At 59.6% G+C, this 24,559-nt stretch carries 26 protein-coding genes, 1 tRNA gene and 1 pseudogene; 13 read left to right on the plus strand and 15 right to left on the minus strand.

The window, feature by feature from the left end:
- Positions 1-98: 98 nt before the first annotated feature.
- Genes B3229_RS11220 through B3229_RS11230 form a run of 3 tightly spaced genes read left to right on the plus strand, consistent with a single transcriptional unit; the run spans position 99 to position 3,892 of the window.
- Entirely contained in the window at positions 99-827 is a 729-nt protein-coding gene (locus B3229_RS11220) for a gluconate 2-dehydrogenase subunit 3 family protein (protein WP_048781946.1), read from the plus strand.
- A gap of 34 nt (positions 828-861) precedes the next feature.
- Entirely contained in the window at positions 862-2,631 is a 1,770-nt protein-coding gene (locus B3229_RS11225; protein ID WP_096072510.1) for a GMC family oxidoreductase, read from the plus strand.
- 4 nt (positions 2,632-2,635) lie between these two features.
- Positions 2,636-3,892 (plus strand): c-type cytochrome, encoded by a 1,257-nt coding sequence (locus B3229_RS11230; protein WP_286870778.1) that lies wholly within the window; start codon positions 2,636-2,638, stop codon positions 3,890-3,892.
- A gap of 256 nt (positions 3,893-4,148) precedes the next feature.
- Here the strand turns inward: B3229_RS11230 and B3229_RS11235 are convergent, their stop codons facing one another.
- The 4 genes from B3229_RS11235 to B3229_RS11250 all read right to left on the minus strand — a co-directional run bounded on the left by B3229_RS11235 (position 4,149) and on the right by B3229_RS11250 (position 6,680).
- Positions 4,149-4,826 (minus strand): MarC family NAAT transporter, encoded by a 678-nt coding sequence (locus tag B3229_RS11235; RefSeq protein ID WP_048783474.1) that lies wholly within the window; start codon positions 4,824-4,826, stop codon positions 4,149-4,151.
- A gap of 23 nt (positions 4,827-4,849) precedes the next feature.
- The gene (locus B3229_RS11240) at positions 4,850-5,485 is read right to left on the minus strand and encodes a hypothetical protein (RefSeq protein WP_286870780.1); all 636 of its coding nucleotides are present in this window, start codon (positions 5,483-5,485) and stop codon (positions 4,850-4,852) included.
- A gap of 95 nt (positions 5,486-5,580) precedes the next feature.
- Complete coding sequence (locus tag B3229_RS11245; RefSeq protein ID WP_033749356.1) at positions 5,581-6,060, minus strand: carboxymuconolactone decarboxylase family protein; 480 nt, start codon at positions 6,058-6,060, stop codon at positions 5,581-5,583.
- 14 nt (positions 6,061-6,074) lie between these two features.
- The gene (locus tag B3229_RS11250) at positions 6,075-6,680 is read right to left on the minus strand and encodes an FMN-dependent NADH-azoreductase (RefSeq protein ID WP_286870782.1); all 606 of its coding nucleotides are present in this window, start codon (positions 6,678-6,680) and stop codon (positions 6,075-6,077) included.
- A gap of 95 nt (positions 6,681-6,775) precedes the next feature.
- On the opposite strand from B3229_RS11250, the gene B3229_RS11255 reads away from it, so the two are divergent.
- Entirely contained in the window at positions 6,776-8,158 is a 1,383-nt protein-coding gene (locus B3229_RS11255; RefSeq protein ID WP_286870784.1) for a PLP-dependent aminotransferase family protein, read from the plus strand.
- Positions 8,159-8,228: 70 nt separating this feature from the next.
- Here the strand turns inward: B3229_RS11255 and B3229_RS11260 are convergent, their stop codons facing one another.
- Positions 8,229-8,750: a DUF2501 domain-containing protein gene (locus B3229_RS11260; protein ID WP_286870785.1), complete on the minus strand. Its 522-nt coding sequence runs from the start codon at positions 8,748-8,750 to the stop codon at positions 8,229-8,231.
- A gap of 269 nt (positions 8,751-9,019) precedes the next feature.
- Here B3229_RS11260 and B3229_RS11265 point away from each other — a divergent pair.
- Positions 9,020-9,104 (plus strand) — tRNA-Leu (locus B3229_RS11265).
- Positions 9,105-9,399: 295 nt separating this feature from the next.
- Positions 9,400-9,846 (plus strand): annotated as a pseudogene (locus B3229_RS11275) (hypothetical protein); the annotation flags it as partial.
- A gap of 96 nt (positions 9,847-9,942) precedes the next feature.
- On the opposite strand, the gene B3229_RS11280 reads toward B3229_RS11275, so the two are convergent.
- A complete protein-coding gene (locus B3229_RS11280; RefSeq protein WP_286870787.1) occupies positions 9,943-10,359 on the minus strand; it encodes a hypothetical protein in 417 nt (138 codons plus the stop codon).
- A gap of 438 nt (positions 10,360-10,797) precedes the next feature.
- Here B3229_RS11280 and symE point away from each other — a divergent pair, with 438 nt between their 5' ends.
- Positions 10,798-11,130: an endoribonuclease SymE gene (symE, locus tag B3229_RS11285; protein WP_286870792.1), complete on the plus strand. Its 333-nt coding sequence runs from the start codon at positions 10,798-10,800 to the stop codon at positions 11,128-11,130.
- Between the two features lie 53 nt (positions 11,131-11,183).
- Here the strand turns inward: symE and B3229_RS11290 are convergent, their stop codons facing one another.
- Together B3229_RS11290 and B3229_RS11295 are read right to left on the minus strand one after the other, a co-directional pair.
- The gene (locus B3229_RS11290; RefSeq protein WP_286870794.1) at positions 11,184-11,774 is read right to left on the minus strand and encodes a class I SAM-dependent methyltransferase; all 591 of its coding nucleotides are present in this window, start codon (positions 11,772-11,774) and stop codon (positions 11,184-11,186) included.
- Positions 11,771-12,784 (minus strand): HNH endonuclease domain-containing protein, encoded by a 1,014-nt coding sequence (locus tag B3229_RS11295; protein WP_286870795.1) that lies wholly within the window; start codon positions 12,782-12,784, stop codon positions 11,771-11,773. The genes B3229_RS11290 and B3229_RS11295 overlap by 4 nt, the downstream gene beginning before the upstream one ends.
- Positions 12,785-13,024: 240 nt before the next feature.
- Between B3229_RS11295 and B3229_RS11300 the strand changes: the two genes are divergently transcribed.
- Complete coding sequence (locus tag B3229_RS11300) at positions 13,025-14,041, plus strand: isopenicillin N synthase family dioxygenase (RefSeq protein ID WP_286870797.1); 1,017 nt, start codon at positions 13,025-13,027, stop codon at positions 14,039-14,041.
- Between the two features lie 9 nt (positions 14,042-14,050).
- Positions 14,051-14,842, plus strand: coding sequence for a MetQ/NlpA family ABC transporter substrate-binding protein (locus B3229_RS11305; protein ID WP_286870799.1), 792 nt, complete (start codon positions 14,051-14,053; stop codon positions 14,840-14,842).
- A 72-nt stretch (positions 14,843-14,914) separates the two neighbouring features.
- Here B3229_RS11305 and B3229_RS11310 read toward each other — a convergent pair whose 3' ends face one another.
- Positions 14,915-15,124, minus strand: a complete 210-nt coding sequence (locus tag B3229_RS11310) for a hypothetical protein (RefSeq protein ID WP_286870800.1) — start codon at positions 15,122-15,124, stop codon at positions 14,915-14,917.
- A 180-nt stretch (positions 15,125-15,304) separates the two neighbouring features.
- Here B3229_RS11310 and B3229_RS11315 point away from each other — a divergent pair, with 180 nt between their 5' ends.
- Positions 15,305-16,069: a CDP-diacylglycerol diphosphatase gene (locus tag B3229_RS11315; RefSeq protein ID WP_376747174.1), complete on the plus strand. Its 765-nt coding sequence runs from the start codon at positions 15,305-15,307 to the stop codon at positions 16,067-16,069.
- Here B3229_RS11315 and B3229_RS11320 read toward each other — a convergent pair.
- Positions 16,066-17,379 carry a serine hydrolase domain-containing protein gene (locus B3229_RS11320; RefSeq protein ID WP_286870802.1) on the minus strand — a complete coding sequence of 438 codons (1,314 nt, stop codon included), beginning with the start codon at positions 17,377-17,379 and terminating at the stop codon, positions 16,066-16,068. The genes B3229_RS11315 and B3229_RS11320 overlap by 4 nt on opposite strands.
- Positions 17,380-17,498: 119 nt before the next feature.
- On the opposite strand from B3229_RS11320, the gene B3229_RS11325 reads away from it, so the two are divergent.
- The gene (locus tag B3229_RS11325; RefSeq protein WP_286870803.1) at positions 17,499-18,389 is read left to right on the plus strand and encodes a LysR family transcriptional regulator; all 891 of its coding nucleotides are present in this window, start codon (positions 17,499-17,501) and stop codon (positions 18,387-18,389) included.
- Between the two features lie 105 nt (positions 18,390-18,494).
- Complete coding sequence (locus B3229_RS11330; protein WP_286870804.1) at positions 18,495-19,004, plus strand: RcnB family protein; 510 nt, start codon at positions 18,495-18,497, stop codon at positions 19,002-19,004.
- Between the two features lie 252 nt (positions 19,005-19,256).
- Here B3229_RS11330 and B3229_RS11335 read toward each other — a convergent pair whose 3' ends face one another.
- From B3229_RS11335 to B3229_RS11350, 4 genes are all read right to left on the minus strand, one after another.
- Positions 19,257-20,369 (minus strand): NAD(P)/FAD-dependent oxidoreductase, encoded by a 1,113-nt coding sequence (locus B3229_RS11335; RefSeq protein ID WP_286870806.1) that lies wholly within the window; start codon positions 20,367-20,369, stop codon positions 19,257-19,259.
- Positions 20,370-20,418: 49 nt separating this feature from the next.
- The gene (locus B3229_RS11340) at positions 20,419-21,168 is read right to left on the minus strand and encodes an amino acid ABC transporter ATP-binding protein (RefSeq protein WP_286870807.1); all 750 of its coding nucleotides are present in this window, start codon (positions 21,166-21,168) and stop codon (positions 20,419-20,421) included.
- An 8-nt stretch (positions 21,169-21,176) separates the two neighbouring features.
- The gene (locus tag B3229_RS11345; protein ID WP_048784278.1) at positions 21,177-21,989 is read right to left on the minus strand and encodes an amino acid ABC transporter permease; all 813 of its coding nucleotides are present in this window, start codon (positions 21,987-21,989) and stop codon (positions 21,177-21,179) included.
- Between the two features lie 72 nt (positions 21,990-22,061).
- Entirely contained in the window at positions 22,062-22,874 is an 813-nt protein-coding gene (locus B3229_RS11350; protein WP_286870809.1) for an ABC transporter substrate-binding protein, read from the minus strand.
- Between the two features lie 195 nt (positions 22,875-23,069).
- Here B3229_RS11350 and B3229_RS11355 point away from each other — a divergent pair, with 195 nt between their 5' ends.
- A complete protein-coding gene (locus tag B3229_RS11355; RefSeq protein ID WP_286870811.1) occupies positions 23,070-24,140 on the plus strand; it encodes a LacI family DNA-binding transcriptional regulator in 1,071 nt (356 codons plus the stop codon).
- On the opposite strand, the gene B3229_RS11360 is transcribed toward B3229_RS11355, so the two are convergent.
- Positions 24,134-24,559, minus strand: a 426-nt coding sequence (locus tag B3229_RS11360; RefSeq protein WP_286870813.1) for an aldolase/citrate lyase family protein, incomplete at its 5' end; no start/stop codon positions are given. The genes B3229_RS11355 and B3229_RS11360 overlap by 7 nt on opposite strands.

The raw sequence follows: 24,559 nt of genomic DNA on the forward strand, positions 1-24,559 counted from the left end.
TAGACATATCTATATCCCTAATATTGCCGCGGAAATGACCGATAAGATTTGTGTTTAACAAATATATTACTTTTACAGCAAGTGAGAGTCGTGCCGCTATGCTTCTTGAAAAACCCACCACCAGACGAAAGTTTTTGCTCGGGTCTCTACTGGCATTGCCGCTAGGTGACCTGGTTTTAAAAGGGCTGACCGCAGCGCAGGCGGCAGAAATGGCCGCGCCGGATCTGGCCGACTATAAACCGGGCTTTTTTAGCGCGGACGAGTGGCAGTTTATTCTGGCCGCGACCGATCGCCTGATCCCGGCAGGCGGCAAAGGCAAAGCGCCAGGCGCGCTGGAAACCAACGTGCCGATCTTTATCGACCAGCAGCTGCAGACCAGCGAGTTCGGCGATGAGATCTACATGCAGGGCCCGTTCAACGTCCACGCCGATCCCACCTTCGGCTACCAGATTCCGTTTACGCCGCAGCAGATGTACCACACGGCGATCAAGCTGGTGACGCAGTGGGTGCAGACCACCTATAACAAGCCGTTCCAGCAGCTCACGCTGGAAGAGAAAGATGACGTGTTGACCAAACTCAACAAGAACGGCATCGACTTCGCCGCGCTGGGCGAAGGCAATCTGAAAGCGTCGCAGTTCTTCAGCCAGCTGCTCTCTGATACCAAGCACGGCTATCTCGCGGATCCGATGTACGGCGGCAACAAAGGCATGAAAGCCTGGATCGCTATCGGCTTCCCGGGCGCGCGCGCCAGCTTCACCGAATGGGTGAAGCAGCACAACGTGCCTTATCCGCTGGGACCGGTCAGCCTTTTGGGTGAACGCGCTTAACGGCGTTGAATCAGGTATTTGAGACAGGATTATCATGGCACAGATTACTAAAAAAGAAGTCGACGTCGTCGTTTGCGGCCTCGGCTGGGCCGGCTCGCTGATGAGCATCGAACTGGCGCTGGCGGGCCTTGAAGTGCGCGCCTTAGAGCGCGGCGGCGAGCGCGACTACCCCGATTTCGCCTACCCGAAACCGGCTGACGAATACGCCTATAACGTGCGCAACAAAGTGTTTGCCACGCCGAAAGAAGTGGCGGTCACCGTGCGCTACGACACCACCCAGACCGCGCTGCCGACCCGTAAATGGGGCGCGTTCGCGCCAGGCACCGGCGTGGGCGGCGCAGGCATGCACTGGACGGCGGTACTGATCCGTCCGACGCCGACCGACATCAAGCTGAAAACCTACGTGGACGAGGCCTACAAGCCGGGCATCCTGCAGGAAGATATGCGCGTGATGGACTTCCCGTTCAGCTGGGAAGAGATCGAGCCTTACTACTACAAGTTCGAGCTGATCTGCGGCCAGTCGGGCACCACCGGCAACCTGCGCGGTCAGATTCTGGAAGGCGGCGACCCGTTCGAAGGTCCGCGCTCCGAGCCTTACCCGCTGCCGGCGCTGGAAGACACGCTGAACAACGTGATGTTTAAAGAAGCGGCGACGAAGCTGGGCTACCATCCGTTCCCCAACCCGTCGGCGTGCGTTTCCCGCGCGTGGAAAAACCCGTACGGCAACCAGATCGCACCCTGCAACTACTGCGGCTACTGCTCGAAGTACCCGTGCCTGAACTACTCCAAAGCGTCGCCGCAGACCGCGGTGATGGATGCGCTGAAGCGCATGCCGAACTTCTCCTACGAAGTGCACGCGGAAGTGGTGAAGGTGGTGCTGCATGACGACAAGAAGACCGCCAAAGGCGTGATCTACTACGACGTCGACGGCAACGAAGTGTTCCAGCCGGCGAAGATTGTCGTGCTCTCCAGCTTCCAGCTCTACAACGTGCGTCTGATGCTGCTCTCCGGCATCGGCAAGCCGTATAACCCGATCACCGAAGAGGGCGTGGTAGGACGTAACTACGCCTTCCTGTCGAACGGCGGCGCGACCCTGTTCTTCAAGGATAAAAACTTCAACCCGTACGCCACCGCAGGCGCCACCGGTCAGATGTTCAATGACATCTCCCCAGGCAACTTCGACGGTCCGGGCCTCGGCTTCCTCGGCGGCGCGAAGATCCACAGCTCGCAGGCCACCGGCACGCCGATCGCCACCTCGCTGCCGAAAGGCACGCCGAACTGGGGTATGGGCTACAAAGAGGGTCTGGAAGAGTGGTACGGCCACTCCATGAAGATCAGCATCACCACGACCTGCCAGTCGTACCGCGACGTCTATCTGGACCTCGATCCGAACTACACCGACCACCGTGGCCAGCCGCTGCTGCGTATGACCTTTAACTGGAAACAGAACGAGCTCAAGCTGCAGCAGTATCTGAAGGGCATCGTCGGCAATATCGGCAAAGAGCTGAACCCGGACAGCATGAGCATGAGCTTCCTGCCGATGGACGCCAACTTCGACCTGACCAAGTACGTCTCCACCCACAACGTGGGCGGCGCGGTGATGGGCGACAACCCGAAAACCTCTGCGCTGAACAAGTATCTGCAGAGCTGGGACGTGCATAACGTGTTTGTACCGGGCGGCAACGCTTTCCCGCAGAACTTCCAGGCGAACCCGACCGATACCATCGGCGCGATTACCCTGATGGCGGCGCAGGCGATCAAGGAACAGTATCTGAAGAACCCCGGTCCACTGGTACAGGCATAAGCATATGAAACTGAAATCATTGTTACTCGCCAACGCCGTGCTGCTGGGATGCATGGCGAATCAGGCGCATGCGGAAGATGAGGCCCAGCTGATCAAGAAGGGCGAATACCTGTCGCGTCTCGGCGACTGTATGGCCTGTCACTCTGTCGCGGGCAAGCCGGACTATTCCGGCGGGCTGGCGATTGAGTCGAACCTCGGCACCATCTATTCGACCAACATCACGCCGGACAAGGCGCATGGTATCGGCAACTACAGCGAGCAGCAGTTCTCCGACGCGGTGCGCAAAGGCGTGCTGCCGGACGGTTCGCGCCTCTATCCGGCGATGCCGTACCCGGACTACGCCAAAATCAGCGATGAAGATATGCACGCGCTGTATGTCTACTTTATGAAGGGCGTGCAGCCGAGCGCCGAGCAGCCGCCGGAGACCAGCCTGAGCTTTCCGTTCAGCCAGCGCTGGGGCATGCGTTTCTGGAACTGGGCCTTTACCAGCGACAAGCCGTTCCAGCCGATCGGCGGCGCCTCTGAAGAGATCAACCGCGGCGCCTATATCGTCGAGAGCCTCGGCCACTGCGGCAGCTGCCACACGCCGCGCGGCCTCGGCATGAACGAGAAGGCGCTCGACAGCGGCGATGCGAAGTTCCTGGCGGGCGGCAGCCTGAATAACTGGGACGTGCCGTCGCTGCGCGGTCTGCCGCGCTGGAGCGAGCAGGAGATCGTCGATTACCTGCAGACCGGCCGTAACGACAAGGCAGCGGTAGGCGGCGAGATGAAGTCGGTGATTGAGCACAGCAGCTCGCATATGACCGACGCCGATCTCAAAGCGGTCGCGGCCTACCTGAAGTTCCTTGGCGGCAATCCGCCGCTGCAGGCCTATAACGTGCAGGCGCAGCAGCAGACTGAAGCGAAGCTGACGGCGGCGAAGAACCTGAGCGAAGGCGAGCGTCTCTATCTCGACAACTGCGGCGCCTGCCACTTTGTCACCGGTAAAGGCGCGCCGGGGATTTTCCCGGAGCTGGATCAGGCAACCATCGTTAACGCTAAAGATCCGACCGGACTGATCCACACTATCCTGGAAGGCGCGCAGCAGCCGTCTACCGAGAAGGCGCCGTCAACGCTGGCGATGCCGGGCTTCGGCAAGCGCCTGAGCGACGATGAAGTGGCGCAGCTCGCGACCTTTATCCGTCAGGGCTGGAGCAACAACGCGCCGGCGGTGAGCAAGGATCAGGTTGCGGATGTGCGGAAGTCGCTGAAGCACGACTAAAGGGCACTGCGTCTTCTTTCAGACGGCTGAGAAGTAAGAGAAGGGCGCCGCGGCGCCCTTTTTTGTTGGCTGTTATGTGCAGACGCGGGTGACAAGGCCCGATCGCAAAGGCGCTTTACGCATCCTTGCCCGCTCGGCCCGCGACATCCCTGTCGCGGGACGCTTTGCTCTTCGGGCCATGTCACCCGCGTTTCAAGTTTGTTAGCTGCCTGATAGAACATACTGACCGCCTGACGTGCGCTCTTCGACACTTGCCTTAATGGAAGTTATGTCCCACTTCCAGCACGCCGTTAATCACAAACTGCACGCCCATACAGACCAGCAAAAAGCCCATCAGGCGCGAAATCGCCTCGATGCCGCCTTTCCCCACCAGCTTCATAATGCTGCCGGAACTGCGCAGCGCGACCCACAGGATCACCGCCACCAGCAGAAAGGTGAGCGGGGGTGCTACGGCAATCACCCACGCGGGAAAATCGACGCCGCTTTTCACCGTGGAGGCGGAGCTGATAATCATCGCGATGGTGCCGGGACCGGCAGTGCTCGGCATCGCCAGCGGTACAAAGGCGATATTGACCGGCTCCTGACGCGTGTCGCTGTTCTCCAGCTCATCCTGCTTGTGCTGCGCCTCTACCGAATGGCCAACCGGCTGTGCGGGAAACAGCATGCGAAAGCCGATAAAGGCGACGATCAGCCCGCCCGCGATGCGCAGGCCGGGAATCGAGATGCCGAAGGTATTAAGCACCGCGTTGCCCGCGTACCAGGCCACCATCATAATGGCGAAAACATAGATGGAGGCCTGAAGCGCCTGACGGTTGCGCTCGCTGAAGTTCATCTCGCCCGCCAGCCCCAGGAACAGCGCCACGGTGGTGAGCGGGTTAGCGAGCGGCAGCAGCACGATCAGCCCTAATCCCACCGCTTCTAATAACGCCTGCATATGCGTCCTCTTCTGTCGCGGGATTAGTGTTTAGGCCGTTCCATCGCTTCCAGCAGCTCCGGGAAGAAATCTTCCAGCAGCTCAGGCGTCATCAGCTCTGGATAGCGCATCAGGTGCTCGCGGATGCGTTCGCTCAGCTCCGGGATCAGGCTCTGCGCGGCGGCAAGCGCGGTGATCTTCTTCTGCTTCACCAGGCGCAGCACGTCATCCGGCAGGCTGTCTTCGTCGTCTTCCTCTTCCACCTCTTCCAGCGCGTCGAGATCGTCGAACATATCGAGCAGCGCCTCAATCTGCGGCGTGCGCGACACATACTCTTCCGGCTTCTCCTCTTCCAGATAGCGCAGCAGCGCGCGCACCGGCGTGCCGTCCGGCGTGGCGGGCGGCGAGGAGGTGAACCACTCCAGCATCAGATGGGTGCTGACGCGATGAACGTGATAGCCGTTATCCACCAGCTCGTCGGCGAGGATATCGGCGGTGTCGTGCTCAAGCAGGCAGATATGGGTGCGATTTGGCGTGAACTGTTCCAGCCACTGGTAGATCTCTTCAATAACCGCATCGTCGTACTGAAAATTTTTGCTCAGATAGCTGCCGTCCGGCTGGTGTACGGTCGCGAAAATGAGATCGGGATCGAAGTAAATCGCAATGTTGATGCCTTTCATGCGTGCTGTCCTTTGTAGTGCAAAACCTCACTATAGCCTCAGGGCGCGCAGAAAAACATGGGGCGACCAGCAGCCTGCGCTGCTGGCGTTAAAAATTAATGTAATTCAGCGCGATCCAGCCCGTATGCGCTGTCGAGCGCGCCCGGCGCCATCTGCGACAGGATCTGCAGGCGGTTCCAGCTGTTGATCACCGCGATGGTAAAGGCCAGCTCGCTGATCTCTACCTCAGAGAAGTGCTCGCGCAGCTCGCCGTAGAGCGCTTCGCTGACGCCCTGTTCGCCGATGCGCGTCAGGGCTTCGGTCAGCGCCAGCGCCGCTTTTTCCCGCGCGTTAAACAGCGGCGACTCGCGCCAGATAGCGACGTGATGCAGACGCAGCTCGCGCTCGCCGTGCAGCTTCGCCTCCTTCACGTGCATGTCGAGGCAGAACGCGCAGTGATTGAGCTGCGAGGCGCGGATATCCACCAGATGCTTCAGCGTGGCGTCCAGCGAGGTTTTGCGTAGCGCCATGGAGACGTCGCCGAGGGATTTAGCCAGCGCCGGAACGGTTTTAAAGTGGTTAACGCGTGATGTCATGATGCTTTCCTTTTTCAGAACAGTGAGTTGATAGTGTTTAACGCATGGGGCAATGCGGTGGCGCGGCTGACGGGATCGTGCGTGCCGTCGACGCGGATAAATTCCACATCCTCGATGCCGATGTAGGCGAGCGCGACGCGCACGTAGGGCGTGAACTGGTCATCCTGCGTAAATGGCCCGTGAGCGAAAACGCTGCCGCTGGCGACCACGCAGTAGACCTTCTTGCCTTCAACCAGCCCGACTTTGCTGCCGTCGGCGGTAAAAGCGAAGGTGCGGCCAGCGCGGGTAATGTGATCGAACCAGGCTTTAAGCACCGAAGGCAGGCCGAGGTTCCACATCGGCGAGGCGATCACCAGCGTGTCGCAGGCGAACAGCTGATCTACCAGCCTTTCCGAGTTTTCGATAGCGCTGCGCTGGGCGCTGGTGCGCGCCTCCGGCGGCGTAAAAAAGGCGCCGATGGTAAAGGCGTCCAGATGCGGCAGCGGATGCTGCGCCAGATCCAGCACCGTCTCTTCCAGCTGCGGATGGCGGGCGCGCAGCCGCTCGACCAGATGCGCCGAGGCGGCGCGCGACGCGGATCCGCTGATATCGGGGCTGACGTTGATATGCAGTAGTTTCATAAGTGACTCTTTCGCGGCTAAACAATGGAGAGATGATAAGCTTCTATGTCAGAGTAGAAAGGGCCATAAAACGTGAAAACAGGTAGGACATAGCGGTGGGGTACAGAGAGATTTACGCGCGCTATCGTCAGCAGATCCAGGCGGGCGTGCTGAAGCCGGGCGACCGCGTGCCAGCGATCCGCGTGCTGGCCAGCGAGCTGCGCGTGGCACGCAAAACGGTAGAAGCCGCCTATGAGATTCTTGTAGGCGAAGGCTACTTCGTTAGCCAGGGCGCGAAGGGCACGCGCGTCAATCCGGCGCTTACGCCTGTCACCAAAGAGGAGCCAGCGTGGCAGCCAGAGGAGAGCGACCTGCCGCTGCGCATTGAGCAGCGGGAGAGCAAGGGCGAGATGCGGCTCGGCATTCCGTCGCTGGACGCCTTTTCGCTGAAGAAGTGGCTGCTGATTTCCGGCAAAGCGGCGCGCAGCCTGCGGCCGGATGAGATGCTGATCCCGCCCGTGATGGGCTACACGCCGCTGCGCGAGGCGATCGCCAGCTACCTCAACATCTCGCGCGGGCTCGACTGCCAGCCGGAGCAGATCTTTATCACCAGCGGCTACCGCGCCAACCTGCGGCTGATTCTGGCGGTGCTGGCGCAGGCGGGCGACAAGGTGCTGTTCGAGGATCCCGGCTACTTCTTCGGGCAGAAATTGCTGAAGCGGATCGCACCCAACCTGCACTATGTGCCGGTCGATCGCGACGGGATCGACGTCGATCATCTGCTGCGCTATCACGCCGACGCGCGCTTTGCGGTGGTGACGCCGACCCATCAGAGCCCGCTGGCGGTGACGCTGTCGCTGCCGCGCAAGCATCAGCTGCTGGCGTGGGCGCAGGAGAACGAGAGCTGGATTATCGAGGATGACTATGACGGGGAGTTTCACTACACGCGCAAGGTGATCCCGGCGCTAAAAAGCCTCGATACGCACGACCGGGTGATCTACACCGGCACCTTCAGTAAAACCATTATGCCTGCGATGCGCATCGGCTATCTGGTGATGCCCAAAGCGACGCTGGCGCGCTTTCGCGAGCTGGGTGAGATTCTGGAGAACGGCCTGCCGCTGCTGCCGCAGAAGATCCTCGCGCAGTTTCTCAGCGAAGGGCACTTCTATCGCCATATTAAAAAGATGCGCATTCTCTATCAGCAGCGACGCCGCATGATGCTCGACGCGCTGCAGGCCTGCTTCCCGGATCTGTTTGAGTATCAGCTTACCGACGGCGGCATGCATATCGTCGCCTTTCTGCGGCGCGGCATTCAGGATGTGACGCTGGCGGAGGTGTGGCAGCGTCATCAGCTGCGCGTGCTGCCGCTCTCCGGCTGGTATATGCAGACGCAGAAGCGCTATGGGCTGGTGATTGGCTATACCAATATTCGATCCTATGAACAGGCGCTGGCGCTGCTGCAGGGCGTGGAGGAGGAGACGAGAAGGGCGATGGCGTGACCAACGGCTTAGAAGGCCGTTGCGCAAGAAGAGAGGCGCGAGGGACAGCTCGCGCCCGTACAGCGGCGGATTACATGCCGATGTATTTTTTGCCCTGCTTCAGCACCACGTCGCAGGCTTTGGTTTTCAGCTTCTCGCCCATCGGCGAGTTGCTCAGGCTCTGCAGATTCAGCTGCTGGCCGTTGCCGGTGTTAAGCAGGCCGGCGATGCCCTGCTGGTAGTCGGTGCTCTGCGTCTGTGCTGTCTGCGTGCTCAGGCCGAGCTTGTCCAGCACCTGCTCTTTCACCGACTTCACGTTGTTATCTACCACGTTATGCTGCACGCAGTACTGCATCACGCCTGCGGCGTTGGTCATGCTGTTGGAGCTGACCGCCTTGTCGCCACCGTTCAGCAGGCCCGTCAGCGAGCCGAGCGACAGCCCGCCGTTCTGCGCGTTGCTGTTGGTCGCGCTGGTGTTGCTGTTGTTCTGCTGGCTGAGCTGCGACGCCGCGCTGCTTAGCTGATCCTGCCAGCTTGCCGCTGATGCGCTACCTGCCAGCAGCAGCGCGCTGAACCCCATCCCCAAAATTGTGCTTAGCGTGGTTTTATTCATTTTACCCTCGTTAATGTTCAACCTGCGCGCGGTGAGTTGCTGCGCCAGTTTTGCTAAGAGGAATCTGAGGTGGGAAAGTTCCGAGTGCGGGAGGGGAGAAGGGTGGAATCGGAGGATTCTGTAGGGGAAGGGTTGGGGCGTGCTGGTGCGGGATGGGGTGAGAGAGGGTATGACGCTTTTTTGGACGTTTAGCGCGCAGGGAAGGTGATTCCGGTTGCGCGGCTGGTGGGTAACGGTATAATCCTCAACGTTTTCCGCATCCCTTCCGTGCCGGAGTGGCGAAATCGGTAGACGCAGTTGATTCAAAATCAACCGTAGAAATACGTGCCGGTTCGAGTCCGGCCTTCGGCACCATACAAAGCTTTATTCAAGTTTACTAACGTCTACTTTAGCTCATAAAAAAGTAAGTTAAGTCGGTTTCTGATTCAGCTTAGTCTGTTCACGTCTACTCAATCTCTTGAACATATACCAACTACTTAAATTTTACGAATGGGCAGGATATGCACCTTCGCTACTCCAATACCGTCTGATAGTAAATAGAAAGTGGTGGCATTGGGTGTTTATCCAACAGCATATCTGGGTGAAGCTCGCCGGAAGCGAGATGAGGCTGAAAAGTTTGTATCTGATGGTATCGACTCTTTCGGGACGGTATTTATGTGTTTCTGCTGCTTGCGATCTTGTGCCTACACAGGGTAATGACCCATATCATAAAAGATTAAGTCCTCATCGTTTGATTAAAGTGTTAGAACTTTTCAATGCTAATCAGAACAAAGCATTACCTAATGCAGAGAATTCTAAGTATATTTATGTAATCCATAAAAATGTCAGAAAATATTTATCTATATTTGAAGGCGATAAAAATTTACCTGTAGTTGATTATATGGTTGTTTTAAATCACGGGCGTACTCTTCCCGGAGGAGAGGAAAATATTCTTTCAGCGGTGTTCTTGAGTAGTATGGATGATAATGTAAAAAATATACCAGTCAAATTGAAATTAAAGTCCCAGCTTCGAAGTGGTTATGCTGAACGATACCAGGCTATTGCATCACAATACAGTTCTAGGATTGGTGTAGATTATGTATCGATGATGCCATAAAATATGCATGGCCGATATGATAAAGTGTTTTGTTATATCGGCTTTTTACAGTGTATTATTCTGATTTTATGTGTCCCCAAATTATAATTATCATTGTTATCGCTGCTTCAATCTTCTAAGCTTCATTGACTCAAGAGAAAATAACAATAAGGTTGTACTGTAAATAAATCCTGAGTTCGTTAGTAACTTTAGGTTTAAGGCGTTAGGTTGCTCACCTAAAAAATGAAATGCATATACTAAATAAATTGCTAATGCTGCCGTTCCAATCGTGGGGCCTATATCTCCCTGATCATGAGGTTCTAATGTGACATTGAACCTAAATATTAACCATTCATATCCCCATGTTAAAAAAACAACCATTGTCATTGCTGATAAAAGATATAATATGTTTTGAATATTAGGGTTTTTCAAAGCTGACTCGTTTTGGAAAAATTCACATGCTGACAAGCCAAAAAAAGTAAAATAAAGCGGTCTTGAACTAAATTTTTCAAAAATCTTAAATAAAGTATCCATATTCATTTCTCTAGAAGATATATATAAATTTTATGTATTATAATTGGTAGCGATTATGTTCACAACAAGAGAGAAGCAGAAAAGACCGAAGCGCGGTTGGAATATGTTGAAAGCGAGGCTTAATGGTTTCATGAGCTGTGAGCGATAGAGGCGTCAGTATCTAGGTGGAAATCTCATTCGATATGATTTTTGTGATAAATATAGTGGTAAAAAAATACGATTTATTAGCACAATTTCCGGGCGTCTTTTATTCTGAAAGCCTAAGAAATATATTCTCTATATATTATAATGTTTTCAGAAAAACCATATTTTAACCTGTTTAAATCTGGACTTACTCCCCTTCTTCTGATTATATATACAGGTATTTAGCGCGGCACGGATGTGCTGCAACACCTCCGCGCCGCTAATCACAACTACTATTTACGGAGAATAGTAATCATGACTGACACGCATTCTATTGCACAGCCGTCTGATCCAGAAGTCCTTCCATCAAATAATCGCCAAATAACCGTTGGCTATGCGAGTCGCTATCCGGATTACCGCAGAACTCCCGCCATTACCATGAAAGGGCAATGGCTGGAAGATGCTGGTTTTGCCAGTGGCACAGCAGTTGAAGTGAAGGTAATGAAAGGCTGTATTGTGCTCTCAGCCCAGCAGCAAGAAACTGAACTCATGCAGTCGCTGCGTCAGGCGTGCAAGCTGTCGGCGCGGAAACAAAAGCAGGTACTAGAGTTTATTAAGGTCATTGCCGGTAAACAAAAAGCCGCATAAATCGAAAACCGCTCCTGATACAGTATCGGGGGCGGTTAAATATCGCAAACCCGCTATCCCATTTTCCCAACTAACACATTCACCCACCGGTCGTTTCTTTCCCTTCGCTGATCCTCACTCATCCACTCCTGCATCACCTCCAATCCAGCAACGCCATACTCCCTCAGCATCCCCCCAATCTCCCCCTCGCGCATATCCGTAAACACCCGGCCATTATCTTCCCGCTCACCCTGACCATACTTAAAAGACGCATACAGCACGCCGCCAGCCTTCAATGCCCGCGCCAGCCGCCTGAACACCTCTGGCAACTCCGCCCGCGATACATGCAGCAGCGATGCGCAGCACCAGATCCCGTCATAGCGCGCAGATACATCCAGTTCCTGAAACCGCATCACCTTAACCGGCAAACCGCTATGCTGACTCGCCAGCTCAGCCAGTTCCGGCGAGGCATCAAACGCCTCAACCTGAAATCCCTGCTCAACAAAGGCTTTAGCATCGCGTCCTGAACCACAACCGGCATCCAGAACAGCGCCGTGCGCAGGGAGCAGGGCAGTGAAGCGATCGCGGATCTCTGCCATATCAACAGCGACCGTGCTCTCGAAGAACTGCTGCGCATAGCGCTGATAGTAGCGTTGCGTACTCAAAATAAGGCGTCTCCACAAGCCTGAGGCTGCCAGATATGGAACAACACGCTGCGCGCCGCCTGCCAGCCTGATGCCAGAAAGCTGCGCCGCATCGCTTCACTGTTGCCGGTCTGCTGAATCAGCGTCTCGCGCAGCGGCAGATGGCTGTTAATAAAATACTCGTTGCGCTTATGCAACCGTTCCAGCAGCGGCTGCGACGGGATATGGGCGAACTTGCCTTCCTTGCCGCGATTACAGCTCTGACACGCCAGCACCAGATTCCAGACGCCGTTGAGGTTCGGCACCTGGTCACGCGCCGCCCAGGGAATAAAGTGATCGATATCAGTGAGATCCGCGTGGCCGCGCTCAAGGCTGACCGGCCGATAGCAGTAGAAGCAGCGGCCTTTCTGGTAACCGTTCAGGCTGTTGCGACAGCTGGTGATATCGACGCGTCGCTCGCGCTGGCGCGTAAATAGAACCTGCTGCTCGCTGTCATACTCCACCGCCACCAGATTACGCGACACGCCCATCGACCAGGCCTGTTCGACCAGCCGCCAGCGCGCATCGGTTTCATGGATGAGGTTCTGAAACTGCTGGGTCTCGGTCAGCTTAAAGAACGCCTCGGTAAGCCGGATACCTTTTTGCGTTTTACGTTCATCGAGAAAAAAGCGCACGTCAATCTCTGCGCGGTTCACGTTGTGAAAGGCATCAATCACGTTAGCGAAGCCGCGCTTAACGGTAACCGCCAGCAGCGCCTCTTCACTGATTTTGCCATGATTGAACTGCGTACAGGCGTCGAGGAACTGGCTGCTTTTGGTGGTGATCTGCTTTGGCGCCTGTTCGAGATGACGGCACAGATGCTGGCTGAACGGACGCGCCAGCGCTTCCAGAGAGATGAGATCGTTGCCCTGCGTATGCAGATCGTAAAGCGCATGCGCCAGCGCGAATTTGTAGGATGCGACGTTGTTGCCGAACAGAATGACGCCGCGCCAGTAGTTCTCCAGCGTGGGATCGGCCTGATAAAAAAGCATGTTGCCTTGTCCTGAGCGAAGCCGATTTGCGAGCTGGCTTCCAGATTAACGAAACAAGTAACAGCTTTGCATAACAGGGAAAGAAATGCATCCCGGCCCCGATCCCTAATCTCAATCCCGCATACCCTTTCCCCAACTTCTTCTAAAAACCCCTTGCGATAACATATAGCGCTTCACTATTTCCCGATGCGTTTTATTAGTGCGAGGGTAAATCCGGGCATCCTCTCTGGAAAACGCACAATGACCTGGACAAGCTTACCGGTGCTGGATCTGGCGCAACTCGCCGGCAGTGAAACCGAACAAACCGAGTTTTTAACCCGCCTGCGCGAAAGCGCGCGCGACGTGGGCTTTTTCTACCTCATTAACCACGGCATCAACCCGCAGCTGCAGCAGAACGTGCAGAGCATTACGCGCGCCTTTTTCGATCTGCCGCAGGAAGAGAAGCTGCGCGTCTCGATGATCCACTCGCCGCACTTCCGCGGCTACAACCTGGCGGGCGTCGAGTACACCCGCGAGCAGCGGGACCAGCGCGAGCAGTTTGATATCGGCGCGGATCGCGAGCCGCTGCTGCTGCAGCCGGACGATGCGGCGTGGAAGCGCCTGCAGGGACCGAACCTCTGGCCGGAAGCGCTGCCGCAGCTGCGTCCGGTGATCAACGCCTGGCAGCAGGAGATGACCAACGTGGCGCTGCGCCTGCTGCGCGCCTTCGCCCGTTCGCTGTCGCTGCCGGAGGACGCCTTCGACGCGCTCTACGGCCGCTATCCCAACGAGCACGTCAAGCTGATCCGCTATCCCGGACAGAGCGCTGAGGAAAGCCAGCAGGGCGTTGGCGCGCATAAAGACTCCGGCTTTCTCACCTTTCTGCTGCAGGACGAGCAGCGCGGGCTACAGGTGGAAGTGACGCCGGGCAACTGGGTCGATGCCGCGCCGAAGCCGGGCGCGTTCGTGGTGAATATCGGCGAGCTGCTGGAGCTGGCGACCAACGGCTATCTGCGCGCCACCGTGCACCGCGTGCTCTCGCCGCCAGAAGGGCAGGAGCGCATCTCCATCGCCTTTTTCCTCGGCGCGCAGCTCGACACTCAGGTGCCGATCTACCAGCTGCCCGATGCGCTGGCGGCGGAAGCGCTGGGGCCGACCAGCGATCCCGCCAATCCGCTGATCCGCGACGTGGGCTGGAATTACCTCAAAGGACGTTTACGCTCGCACCGCGATGTGGCGCAGCGCTATTACGGCGATTATCTCAAGACACTTTCATAAGGACATTGCATGAAAAAGAAGATGGTAGCGACTCTGGCGCTGGCGGCGCTCTTCTCGGGCGCCAGTTCGGCGGCAGTGCTGCGCGTGGCGGCGGATCCGGTGCCGCACAGCGAGATCCTCAACTACGTGAAGAAGATCGATCCTGACCTCGATCTGCAGGTGATCGAACTCAACGGCAACCTCAACGCCAACGAGCTGCTGGCGCGCGGCGACGTCGACGCCAACTACTTCCAGCATGTGCCTTATCTGCGCGATCAGGAGAAGGCACTGGGCGAGACGTTCGACGTGGCGGCGACGGTGCATATTGAGCCGCTGGGGCTCTACTCGCGCAAGGTGAAATCCCTGAAAGATATCCCGGACGGCGCGCAGGTGGCGGTGCCGAACAACGTCACCAACCTGAGCCGCGCGCTCTATCTGCTGCAGGCCAACGGACTGATTACCCTGAAGGCGGGCAAGAACGACGCCATCAACAACCTGGCGACGCCGGCTGATATCGACAGCAACCCGCATCACCTGAAGATCGTCGAGATCGAGTCGCCGCAGCTGCCGCGCGCGCTGGATGACGTGCAGTTCGCGGTAATCAACGGCAACTACGCGCTGCAGGCGGGCCTGACGCCGTCGAAGGACGCGCTGGCGCTGGAGAAAGCGCAGGGCAACCCTTACGCCAACGTGCTGGTGACCACGCCGAAGCTGGCGAACGATCCGCGCATTAAAGAGCTGGCGAAAGATCTCGCCTCGCCGCAGGTGGCGAAGTTTATCGAGCAGCAGTACCACGGCTCGGTGATCCCGGTGAATCAGTAACCAGCAGGAGTAAACGGGATGTGACCGCGCGCCGCATCCCGTTCCCCGTTCGCCATGATTTACCGCCGCCTTTTAATGACGCGGGATCCTGACCGGCGGCGTCTCTGTCCAGTCAGGCCGCTCGCCAGACATCACCGCCCGCTGCTGCGAGGGCGTCATCGGCTGGAAAATATCCGGCATCGCGCGCCGGGTGTTATCCGGCGCTCTGGCCGCCGAACCGTTATCGTAACTACAGGCGGATAAGCCGCAGGCAACCAGCGTCGCCACAAGAAGCTTTTTCATAAATCCTTTTCCCCGAATGAAAATCAGGAAGCCTCCGGAGAGCGAAAGGGCAGTCGCCGCTCCGATAGGCGCTTCGTTTTACATCATTTCTCGCTAATATTATCAGGAAGCGCAACGCCAGACGTAGCGCCACCCACAACCACGGCTGACTCTATGCGATTAAGGTTTTTTCGAGGATGGATGCTCGCTGCCCTGGCGCTCTTGCTGGGCGGCTGCGCGCGCTCCGACGCGCTATGGATGGTGACGCAGGATCTCTGCATGACCAACTATCACTATCGGCGCGACCCGGCGCCCTGCCAGCAGATCTATCAGCCGCAGAGCAAAGAGCAGGGCTTCAGCGTCCTGCAGAATCCGCGCTATCCCTATCATTTTATTCTGGTGCCGAACCTGGCGATGTCCGGTATTGAAAGCATCGCGCTGTCGCGTGCGGGCCGCACAGACTACTTCGGCTATGCCTGGCTGATGCGCTACCGCCTGATGGCGGCGTATGGCGCCGACGTTCCTGAGGACCGGCTGGGCATGGCGATTAACTCCGCCTGGGGACGCAGCCAGAACCAGCTGCATATTCATCTCACCTGTCTGCGCGAAGACGTGCGCCGCCAGCTGCAGGCGGAGCGACCTTATATTGATGAGCAGTGGCGGCCGTTGCCCGATCGCTTGCTGAACCATACTTACTATGCCCGCCGCGTAATGCAGCCAGCGGCGATGGGCATCTATCCCATCGCCTCGGTGGCGCGCCACTTTCAGCTCTCGCCGCCGCAGCTGGCGGAGTATGGCGTGGCGCTGATACCCACGACTTTCTCGGGAGAGAAAGGATTTATCCTGCTGACCACGCGGCGCGGCTGGGATAAGGGCAACCGCGCCTCGGTGGAGTCGTTGCTGGATAAACGCTGCGAGATACTTACGGCTCCGCCAGCCGACGACCCCATCCCGCTTTCCCCTTAATCGCGCAGCTGCTGTGCAATCGCGCTATACATCAGCGACGCCTCCAGCGGCTGGGCGCTAAACGACGGCTCCGCCTGCGGCCAGGTCGACCACTGCACAATCACCAGCTGCTCGGCAGGGTTCACCATAATCACCTGACCATAGATGCCCAGCGCCCAGAGCGATCCCTTCAGCGACGCTTCCGGCGCAGGCTCAACGTTTTTCGCATTCGCCGGCACCTCGTTGTTCCACCACTGGAAGCCGTAAAGGCCCTGCGGGTGTGCGGCGGAAACCGAACCCTGCGCCTGGGTCCAGCTGGAAGCAAGCTTCAGCCAGCCGTCGGGCAGCGCTTTATCGCCGTTTGGCAGGCGCCCCTCGTGTCGCACAAACTCGCCGAAGCGCCCCCAGTCCTCCAGCGTAGCGTTGAAGCCGTGCGCGCCGACGTCATGTTTGCCGGGCTGATAGGCGTGCCAGACGCCGTCGCTCGCCATGCCGTAGGGCTGCCAGATGCTCTGCTGCAAATACGCGGCGAGCGACATGCCGGTGGCGCGCTCCAGCACGTCGCCCAGCAGCCAGGCGCCGCCCGACGAGTAAGACCAGTGCTGGCCCGCCGGATGCGCTTTTTTCAGGCCGGTAACCAGCTTACGCACGCAATCATAGGTGCCGGAACGCGCCTCGCACTGGGTCAGCAGCGCAAAGTCGGAGTCGGGCTGGGTGTAATCTTCGTTCCATGCCACGCCAGAGGTGTGGGTCAGCAGCTGCCGCAGCGTCACGTCCTGCCACGCGGTGCCTTTCAGCTCCGGCTCGTAGTCGGTGACCTTGTCATCCAGCGAGTGGATTTTCCCCTGTTTCAGCGCCACGCCGACCAGCGTCGAGACCACCGATTTGCCCACCGAGCGCGAGGTCCAGAGCGTGCTGTCGCTGTTGCCGTGCGCCAGATATTTGTAGGCGATCTGGCCGTTTTTCAGCACCAGCATCCCCGCGACGTTCTGACGCTGCAAATAGTCCGCCATGCTGTAGCGATGGCCGTTGACGCGGTAGCTCACCTCGCCGAGCTGACGCTTCGCCAGCGGCAGCGGCTGGGCGGCGCCGTGACGAAAAACATCGGCGGGATAGTTACGGTAGTCGTTGCGAAAGCCCACCACGCGATCCTGTTGATCCCAACTGAGCATGGTTTTGGGATCGGGCAGGGTGCGATCGAACGGCGTCGGACAGACGCTCAGCAGCACGCCGCCGCAGGGCGCAGTCTCTGCGGCCATTGCCGCGTGCGGCAGCAGCGTCGCCGTCGCCAGCGATGCCGCCAGCAGCAGGTTTTTCTTACTTTTGTTCATGCGGTTTTCCCTCTTAATAAACCTCAAAGCTGACGGGCCGCAGTATAGGTTCGGCCCGCGCTGTGCAAAAATCAGCATATGTGGGGAAATCCCCTCAACCATCGCATCAGGGAGCAGCTATGGCGGGTATCAGTTTTTCCTTTGCGCAGATAGAGGCGTTCTCTACCGTCGCCGCGCTCGGCACCGTTTCGCAGGCGGCGAAACAGCTTGGCAAGGATCGCGCCACGGTCAGCGAGCTGATCGAGTTTCTGGAGGCGGCGCTGGGCTATACGCTCTTTACGCGCCAGGGCCGCACGCTGGCGCTGACGCCAGAGGGCCAGCGGCTAAAGCGGCAGGCGGCGCTGCTGATGCGCCAGGCGCAGGCGTTCGACGCGGCGGCGCGCCATGTCCGCCACGATATCTCCGACGAAATCAGCCTGGTTTACGATCCCTTTGTGCCGCGCCCCTTTCTCTGCCGTCTGATTGCGGCGCTGGCGGAGAGCAACATCCGCGTCAGCGCCTGGAGCGCGGCGCGCGAAGAGGCGGAAGCGGCGCTCGCCTGCGGCGCGGCGCAGCTGGCGCTCTGCCAGGCGCGCAACCGCAGCCTGGGCAGCGAGATGGCGTGGCGCTCGGTGGGGCTGATCGAACTCGATTTTTACGCCGCCGCGTCGCTCTTCGCGGGCGAGTCGCCGGTATCGCTGTTCGATCTCGCCTCGCAGCCTCAGCTGGTGATGCATCCGGCACCCGACGGCGTGGCGGCGAAGCAGGGACGCATCGCCGATCGCGCCTTCTACACCAACGACCGGGCGCTGCTGCGCCATATGCTGGAGAGCGGGCAGGGATGGGCCTTTCTGCCGAAGCATTTTGCCGCCGCCAGCTGGCGCGACGTCGAAGCGATTAATGTGGAAGTCGGCAATCTGGCGCTGAGCCAGATGATCGTGATGCTGTGGAAGCCCGGCATGACGATGGATTTCGCCGTCAGCGAGGCGATGAAGATCGTTCCCGACGTCTGGGCGGATCGCCAGCAGTGACGCGTTTCTTTACATTTACCTGTCTCGCTTGCGGAACTGACAGGCTGTACAGATTGTCTTTATCCTGATCTACTCTTAACAAAATCAATCAACGTGGAAAACACTATGCGCAGGACTCAGAACGCACTCTTTTTAGCGGGTTTACTGTTTGGCTCGCTGAGCCTTGTTCCCGCCGCACAGGCTGAAGACGACGCCGCCGATACCGTTCCGCCGCCGCCGCAGGTTCAGCAGCAGGCGCCTGCCGATGCGCAGCCGCAGCAGGGCGACACCACCGACAGCAGCGGCCAGCCGCCGCTGGGACCGAACGCCGAAGAGCCGGAAGCGGGCAGCACGCCGTCTCCCGCGCCGGATGCTAACGCCGGCAGCCCGCAGGCGCAGTCGAACTACGATCTCAACCGCATCATCATCGACTATAAAGATTACAAAATCGGCGACAGCGTGCCGCAGCAGTATCTCGACAAATCCTACAACATTGTCGAGTGGCAGAAGCGTAACCTGCCCGCGCCGGAAACCGGCAGCCACTGGACCTATATCGGCGGCAACTACCTGCTGATCACCAACGACGTGGGCAAAATCCTGAAGGCGGAGTCTGGCGATATCTACTATCGCGGCTAAGCGCGCGAGCCGTGCTGACGCAGGTGAGAAGGCTCGATCGCAAAGACGCAAAAACGGCATCCCTGCCAGCTCGACCCGCGCGATTACGCCCCTCATCCCTGAGGGGCCCCCGTAAACGGGCCAACGCGCTGCGTTGTTCAAAAACGCTCCCGGCGTTTTTGTCCTTGTCGCGGGACGCTTTGCTCTTCGAGCCATCTCACCTGCTTGTGGATATTGTCAGTTGGATAAAGCCGGTCACGCGACCGGCTTTTTTTATGCGAACCGTTCCGGCCGGAAGCTCGCCAGCATCGGCTGCTTCTCGCCGGTCACGATCTCTTCCGCCAGCAGTTCGCCCGCAATCAGCGCCAGGGTGGCGCCGGAGTGGGTAAAGGCGACAAAGCAGCCGGGAACGCTCTCCAGCTCACCGAACACCGGCTCGCCGTCGCCGGGGATCGGTTTTAACCCCAGCTTCCAGCTGGCGGCGCGCAGCGGCTCGCCTTTCACTAACTGGCTCGCTTCGGCGGCGAGCTGCGCTACCACGCTCTCGTCAATGGCGTAACTGCCGTCGGCCTGCTGCTGAATATCCTCTTCATACCAGTCGTGATCCAGCGCGAAGGTGTTGCCCGGATTGGGGCGCACCGCCGCGCGCGGCGTGTTCAGCACCGCCTTCAGCCCGTGCGCGCCCGGCTCGGTGATCACCAGCATCGACACGGGCGAGCCGTTGGGAATGGTGACGCCGAGCGGCGCGACCACGTCGGGCGTTGCCGGGCCACAGGCGACCAGCACCGCGTCGGCGCGCAGCTGGTCCCCGCTCGGCAGCCTGACGCCGCTGGCGCGCGGGCCGTCGCGCAGCACCGCGCATTTTCCGGCGTGCTCAACGATCTCGCCGCCCAGCGCGCGCAGCTGCTGCGCCAGATACGCCACCAGGTGCGGCAAACTGACCCAGCCTTCGCCAGGATTAAAGATCGCCTCCTGCGCCAGCGCCGCGCCCTCGACCTGGGCATCCGCCTGCGCCAGGCTGCTGCGCGTCACCAGCTGCGAGTCGTAGCCGTGCGCCTTCTCATAAGCATGACGCGCACGCGTGCCGCTCAGGTCGTCCGCCGCCCAGAACAGGCCGCCGTCGAAGCGCAGCCAGTCGCGCGTCGGATCGGCGGCGAACAGCGTGCGGTAGCGGTCGATGCCCGCCATGCGCAGCGCGTGATAGGGCAGAGAGCGCTCGCCCGCCGAGTTAAGCCAGGAGAGCGAACGGCCGGAGGCGCCGGAGCAGAGTTCCGCCTCGGTCACCAGCGTGACCGCCGCACCGCGTTTCGCCAGATGCAGCGCGCTGGAGACGCCCAGCGCGCCGCCGCCCAGTACCACTACGCGACGCAGATCTTCTAATGCCATGATTCAGTTCCTTGTTCAGTTCTTAAAGGGGAAGGGTCTACAGCACTTCCTACAGAAAACGTTGCAGGCGCGGCGACTGCGGCGCATCGAACAGCGCGGCGGGCGGGCCCGCTTCGACAATCTCGCCTTCGTCCATAAACACCACCTGATCGGCGACCTTGCGCGCGAAGCCCATCTCATGGGTCACCACCACCATGGTCATGCCGCGCCGACAGAGATCGGCCATCAGCGTCAGCACCCCTTTCACCAACTCGGGATCGAGCGCTGACGTCGCCTCGTCAAACAGCATCACCTCGGGATCCATCGCCAGCGCACGGGCGATCGCCACGCGCTGCTGCTGGCCGCCGGAGAGATCGCGCGGACGGTGATCGGCGCGCTGGCCTAAGCCCACTTCCTCAAGCCGCTGGCGCGCAATCGCCATCGCCTGCGCCTTCGGCAGGCCCTTCACCTTCCAGGGCGCCAGCGCCACGTTCTCCAGCGCGCTGTGATCGGGAAAGAGGTTAAAGTGCTGGAACACCATGCCGATGCGCAGCCGCAGGGCGTCGGGCTTGTCCTGCAGCACCGAGCGTCCCGCCAGCAGCACATCGCCCGATTTGGGCTCATGCAGGCGGTTGATGCCGCGCAGCAGCGTCGATTTGCCGGAGCCGGACGGCCCGATAATGCAGGTGGTGCTGCCGGGCGCGATACGCAGCGATACGCCGCGCAACACGTCGATCGGCCCATAGGAGAGCGACAGATCGCGCAGCTCCAGGCTCGACCCTTTCCAGCTCGCCGCGGCGGGCGGCTCGCTCAGTTTCATTGCAACGCTCATGATTGCCCCCGATTGCCGGTTAAGGGTTGTGCGGTCAGCGCGCCCTCGGGGCGCTTTTGCACTTCTTCGACCTCTTTCAGGCCGCTCTGCGGCGCGGTAAGGCGTCGGCGGCCGGTGCGATAGCGCACGTCGATAACGTTTACCGCGTGGGTCAGCGGCACGGTGATGATCAGGTAGAACAGCCCGGCCAGCATCAGCGGCGACAGATTGCCGCTGAGCACCGCCGCATCCTGACCGACGCGGAACAGCTCGCGCTGGCCGGTCATCAGGCCGAGCAGGTAGACCAGCGAGGAGTCTTTGATAATGGCGATAAACTGGTTAACGATGGCAGGCAGCACGCGACGAATGCCCTGCGGGATCACCACCTGGCGCATGGCGCGGCCGTAGCTCATGCCGAGCGCGCGGCACGCCTCCATCTGTCCGCGCTCGACGCTCTGAATGCCAGCGCGAAAAATTTCGCCCATATAGGCGCTGGCGATCAGGCTGAGGGCGAAGATGCCGAGCGGATAGGGCGTCGGGCCGAACAGCTGATAGCTAAAGCGCGCCAGGCCCTGGCCAATCAGCAGAATGGTCAGAATCGACGGCAGGCCGCGAAACAGATCGGTATAGATACGCGCCGGCAGCCGCAGCCAGCGCGACGGCGAAATGCCCATCAGCGCCAGCACCAGGCCGAACAGGGTGCCGAGCAGCGTCGAGGCGATCGAGATGATCAGGGTATTAACCAGCCCGGTCGCCAGCAGCTGCGGCAGTACTTCCTTCATTGAGGCGAAGTCAAAGAAGGTGCGGGAAAGCATTGTCAGAAGATCCATCGCCGTACTCCACGGGTACGCGTGACGGGCGTGCCGTCACCGGTAAAAAGCTGAACGCTTAGCGCTCACGCACTACTGTCCGCCAGGCAGATACTGCTTTGGCATCGGCGAGCCGGGAAACCACTTCTGATAAAGCTGCTTCCAGGTGCCGTCCTGCATGGCGGCCTTGATGGCGCTGTCGAGCGCGGCCTTGAACGCCGGTTTGTTTTTGGCGATGGCGACGCCCGCCGGGGCATCGAACGACGGAATATCGGCGGCGGAGATCAGCTTGAAGCGCGCGGCATAGCTTTTGGCGGCTTCGTAGTCGAGAAAGACCGCGTCCAGCGTACCGTTGTTAAGCGCCGAGACGGCGGCGTTATTGTCGGGAAAGCGCACCACGTCGGTCTGGGTGAAGTGCTGCACCGCGTAGCTCTCCTGCAGCGTGCCCTGAATCACCCCAAGGCGGCGCTTCGCCAGCGTCTCGACGTTCTTCACGCCGCTGTCGCTGCGCGTCAGCACCGTCAGGTAGCCCGCCAGATAGCCGGTAGAGAAATCCACGGTCTTTTCGCGCGCCGGGGTAATGCCGATGGCGGCGACGGCGGCGTCGAACTGACCGTTGGCGACGGCGGGCAGGATGGCGGAGAAATCCTGTCCGACGAAATCGACCTGATCGATGCCCATGCGGTGCGCCACGTTTTTAAAGAACTCCACGTCGAAGCCGGTGAACTGGCCGCTGGCGTCGGTGAAGGTATAGGGTTTGGAGTCGCCCACGCTGGCGATGCGCAGGTGGCCAGGCTCCAGCAGGCCGTAGGGGTTATCGCTGCTGGCCGCCAGCGTACTGAAGGAGAACGAACAGAGTGCGATTGCGGCGCCGCACAGGGCGCTCAGGTGAATTGACGATTTCATAGCTCATCCGTTTTTGCAGGTTAAACATCAGAGACGGTTGAGCCGGTAATAATAGTGTTATGAGACCGGTCTCAACGCAGGTAACGACAAGAGAACAGTTGTTGTGAGACCGGTCTCAAGGCGATACAATGAGTTTAAGCACAGCCTTTTTTCGACGTCAATCTCTCTGTCATCAACCTGTGATTCGAATTAATTATGACCAACCAGAAAGCACGCATTAAAGCGCCCACCGTCGCCGACGTCGCCCGGGCGGCCAGCGTATCGAAAGCGCAGGCGGCCAGGGCGCTCGGCGGCTACGGCGCCGTCAGTGAAGAGGTCCATACGCGGGTCAACCAGGCGGCGGCGGCGCTGGGCTACCGGCCCAACGAGGTGGCGCGCACCATGAACACCGGCCGCTCCAACACCATCGGCGTGATTGTCGGCGATATCGAGAACCCGCACTTCGGGCTGGCGCTACGCGGCATGGCCGACGTGGCGCGCCAGGCGGGCTTTCATCTGCTGCTGGGCAACAGCGACGAGAAACTGCAGGCCGAACAGGATGCGGTGCGTGTGATGCTGGAGAAACGGGTCGACGGCATCATCGTCGCACCCAGCCACTCGGCGCGCGAAAAAAACGGTCATTTGCTGCAGGTGCTGGAAGAGGGGCGCGCGCTCCGGCTGTTCGATCGCGCGGTCATCGGCCTCGATGTTGAGGCGATCTGCTGCGATTTCACCGCCGTGGCGCGGGAGGCGACGCAGCGGCTGCTGGCGGCCGGGCACGAACGCATCGCCTATATCACCAGCATGGAGCTGGAAGGCGCCTACCGCGACGCCGCGGATTTTGGCCTGACGCCGGTGGCGCAGCGCGTCGGCGGCATCATGGACGCTTTTGCGGCGGCCGGTCGGGACTACGATACGTCGCTGATCCAGGCGAACGCCGGCGACGACGCGCAGATTGCGCGCATCGTCGAGTCGCTGTGGCAGCGCGCCGCGCCGCCGACCGCGATTATCGCCTCGGACAGCCTGGTCGCCATGTCGCTGCTGCGCGCCGTGGCGCAGCGCGGGCTGCGCATTCCGCAGGATCTCTCCTTTATCATGTACGACAACTTTCCCTGGAGCGAAATCGTCGCGCCGCCGCTGACGGTGGTGGCGCAGCCGGTCTATGAGATGGGCCGTGAAGCGGCGCGCCGCCTGATCGCCGATATTCGCGGCGAGCGCGTCGGACCGCTGCCCGCTTTCGGCGCCGAGCTTATCCTGCGGCACTCCATCGCCGCGCCCGCTCAGTAGCTGCTGCGTGACGCGCCTGAGGCCTGCTGGCGAAACTGCGCCAGCCGCCGATCCAGCGCGTCGGTGTAGAGCATGGTATCAACGCCGATGGCGACAAAGTTCGCGCCCCAGCTAATTGCCCGCTGCGCCATTGCGCTATCAACCGCCAGAAAGCCGGCGGCTTTGCCCGCCTTGCGGATGCGGCGGATGCTTTGCTCGATAACCTGCTGTACTTCCGGATGCGAGGCGTTATCGGGATAGCCCAGCGAGGCGGAGAGATCGGCCGGACCGATAAAGATGCCGTCGACGCCCTCAACTTCCAGTAGCGCATCAAGGTTATCAATCGCGGTTTTGCTCTCCGCCTGGATCAGCAGGCAGAGCTCCTCATTCGCGCGCGCCATATAGTTTTCTACTCGCCCCCAGCGCGCCGCGCGCGCCAC

It is taken from the genome of Pantoea sp. UBA5035 (genome assembly GCF_002415245.1).
Taxonomy (GTDB): domain Bacteria; phylum Pseudomonadota; class Gammaproteobacteria; order Enterobacterales; family Enterobacteriaceae; genus Pantoea; species Pantoea septica.